The sequence below is a fragment of the Roseburia sp. AF15-21 genome, from assembly GCF_003479505.1.
Lineage (GTDB): Bacteria > Bacillota > Clostridia > Lachnospirales > Lachnospiraceae > Roseburia_C > Roseburia_C amylophila.
Genome location: NZ_QUHG01000023.1, coordinates 1 through 2,583 on the forward strand (window position 1 = coordinate 1; position 2,583 = coordinate 2,583).

Below are 2,583 nucleotides of genomic sequence, written 5' to 3' on the forward strand. Positions count from 1 at the left end.
GGGTGGTAACAGACTGTTTCACCGCTTCAAATACATTCAAATGCTCCCTCCATAAAAATGCCGGTAGCGGTAAAGCTGCCGGTTATGTCATAGCTCCATCTCGTGTTTCTTTCTCTGTACTTCCTGTGGCTGCTCCCTCCGGCGCAGTGCGGTATCTACGGCGTTCTGCACCTGCCGCAGCCGTATGACTTCCTCCCGGAGCGGCTTGTGCTGCGGAGACAGTTCGGCATACTCTGTTTTTAACTGTGCGTATTCCTGTTTCCATGCTTTCAGGGCAATGGGTTTTCCGTCCAGTTTTTCTTTCAGAATACGGCGGGCAGCATAAAACAGCCGTAACTCCGCATCGTGGGATGTTTCAAATTTCTCCCTCTGTTTCTTAAACTTGATATTGTTCAATTCCGTATGAACAGGTTTTAGCCGCTGGTAATTCTCGCCCTCCCGTATCAATTCCTGCAATTCCTTTATCCGGGCAGATTTCTTTTTCATGGAGCCGCTTAATGCTTCAAATTCTTCACTGACAGAGGAAAGACGCTCCTGCAAATCCTCTAATGTGAGCAGCTTGTTTTCCGTCAGATAATTGACGGCTTCGGCAAACTGTTTTAAGTTTCCGGTTCTGGCTTTATTGCTCCATGCCCCTGCGTTGCGCTGGTTGTAATAAGCAATCAGCAGGTCGGCAAGGTTCGGTGTCTGCGGTTTGGAAAGTTCTTCTTTTACCTCTGCCATCCAGACAAACAGGGCTTTGATCTTCTTCCTCACATCCTGCATGAGCCGGTTGGTGGCTTTAATCCAGCGGTTCAGTTCCCCTTTCTCGGTGCGGATGCCCTTTGCTTCCATCTGCCGGACATTAGCTCCCTCGTGGACAGTAGGTATCAGGTCAAGCCCCTGCCGCACATAGGAACGGTGGTCGATACGCACATCCAGCCCTTTTTCCTCAAATTTTGTATTAACGGCAGCCGCCCACTGCTCCCGCCAGTGTTCCAGCGTTTCCGGCTCGTGCCAGTCTGTTGTATGGACAGCGTTAAACACATAATCGCCGTTTTTATCCCGGATTCGGTTTCCATCTTCATCAAGAAGATATTCCCGCCGCTGTTTTTGTCCCCATGTGCCATCCGGGTTCAAAGGGCGCATTGTTGTCATCACATGGAAGTGCGGGTTTGGGATACCGCCGTCCTCTTTCTCCGGGCTGTGAAAAGCGAGGTCAGCAATCATGCCTTTTGCCACAAACTGCTCCTGCACGAACTTCCTCGCCAGCTCCATGTTTTCTTCCAGCGTCAATTCATTCTGCATGGCAATATCAAAGGAATAGGCAAGCTGGGCTTTTGGATGTTTCTCGCAGCTTTCCACAGCATTCCAGAGGGTCGCCCGGTCAAGATATATTTCCGGCGCATGGGGCGGCAGCATGATTTCCGAAGCGATCACGCCGCCCTTTTTGGTGTAGTCGCTGACTTCTCCATAGTAGCTGCTGTAAAGGCGCTCCCCGGCTCGGTAGGCTGCGCTGGCAATGGCGCTCTGACCGGCGCTGCGCTTTATCTGTGCGATTGAAAAATGATAAAGTGCTATCCTTAGTCACCGCCTTTCTCCTGCCCGGAAATACGGGCGTGGTTCTCTGTGGCAGACCGTATGAAATGCTCCGCCTGCGGCAGATTCAAAATGCTTTCCATGAGGGAATAAAATTCCGTTTCGGTCAGCTCCTTTGTCTGTGGCGCAATGCTCTCAATAGCTGCCCCACGGGTAATCAGCCGGTGCGTCCTCTGTTTCCGGGAACCGCTTTCCAGATACGCCTGCCGGTTTTTCAAACGCTGCATTTTCCGTTTTTCCCGTTCCAGCAGGACAGTGGTTTTTTCATATTCCTGCTTTAACTGTTCCAAAGATTTTTCCATGTTCTCACATCCTTTGCTTATAAGATAAAGAAAGACCATCCGCAGACAGTCTGTGTGTCAGTGCTTCTATAAAACCCGATGAAAAGGGAAAAACGCAGAGCGGATTTCTCTTTTCGGCGCGTACACAGGGGATAGCCGCTTTAGCGGCGCAAGGGGGTGTAGCCACCTTGTCGGAGCGAAGCGAACGCAGACCTCGGACTGTTGATTTTATCAGCGGCAGAGGTAAGCTCCGCAGGACGCACGATACATGGTCTTTAGACTATGTATAGAAGTGCGCCCTTAGTTCCTAAGGGATTTTGCCGTTTCCGGCAGTCTTGTCCTTTTTCTTGGAACGCTTGGAAAGATACTTCGGGCAGTCAACCACAACCGCCCGGAAGCTCTGTTTACATTCGTGCTGGCATTTCCGGCACAGTTCGTTGTAAGTGATACGGCTGCGGTCATTTAAGAAGAAAGACCATTCCAACCGCCGCTTGTTACTCATTCTTGCCATAACCGGCTCCTTTCTCCGTTTCTATCTGATGTACGCAGATAGGCTGTTTTGATGTAGCGTCTCGGTATCATTTTTAAGGTTTTTTCCCTCTGTATGCCCCTTTGGAAAGTGCGGCAGTATTGCAGTCAGGGAATGATACCTCACGCTTATTTGTCGCTTCTCGGTACGGTTTCGGAGCCTTTTGCCATCCATTCAAAGAAAGCAATTTTGCTG

The 2,583-nt window shown here is 50.3% G+C and carries 3 protein-coding genes; all 3 read right to left on the minus strand.

Annotated elements, in window-relative coordinates; all coding sequences use genetic code 11:
- Positions 1–87 precede the first annotated feature (87 nt).
- The 3 genes from mobQ to DWW33_RS15430 all read right to left on the minus strand — a co-directional run bounded on the left by mobQ (position 88) and on the right by DWW33_RS15430 (position 2,370).
- Positions 88–1,560, minus strand: a complete 1,473-nt coding sequence (gene mobQ, locus DWW33_RS15420) for a MobQ family relaxase (protein WP_117825509.1) — start codon at positions 1,558–1,560, stop codon at positions 88–90.
- Between the two features lie 2 nt (positions 1,561–1,562).
- A complete protein-coding gene (locus tag DWW33_RS15425) occupies positions 1,563–1,880 on the minus strand; it encodes a DUF3847 domain-containing protein (protein ID WP_024726898.1) in 318 nt (105 codons plus the stop codon).
- Between the two features lie 286 nt (positions 1,881–2,166).
- On the minus strand, positions 2,167–2,370 hold the full coding sequence (locus tag DWW33_RS15430) for a hypothetical protein (protein ID WP_004614949.1): 204 nt from the start codon (positions 2,368–2,370) through the stop codon (positions 2,167–2,169).
- Positions 2,371–2,583: the final 213 nt, after the last annotated feature.

Coding starts and splice junctions, on each gene's coding strand:
- DWW33_RS15425 (WP_024726898.1), bottom strand. CDS start 1,880: ATGGAAAAATCTTTGGAACAGTTAAAGCAGGAATATGAAAAAACCACT.
- DWW33_RS15430 (WP_004614949.1), bottom strand. CDS start 2,370: ATGGCAAGAATGAGTAACAAGCGGCGGTTGGAATGGTCTTTCTTCTTA.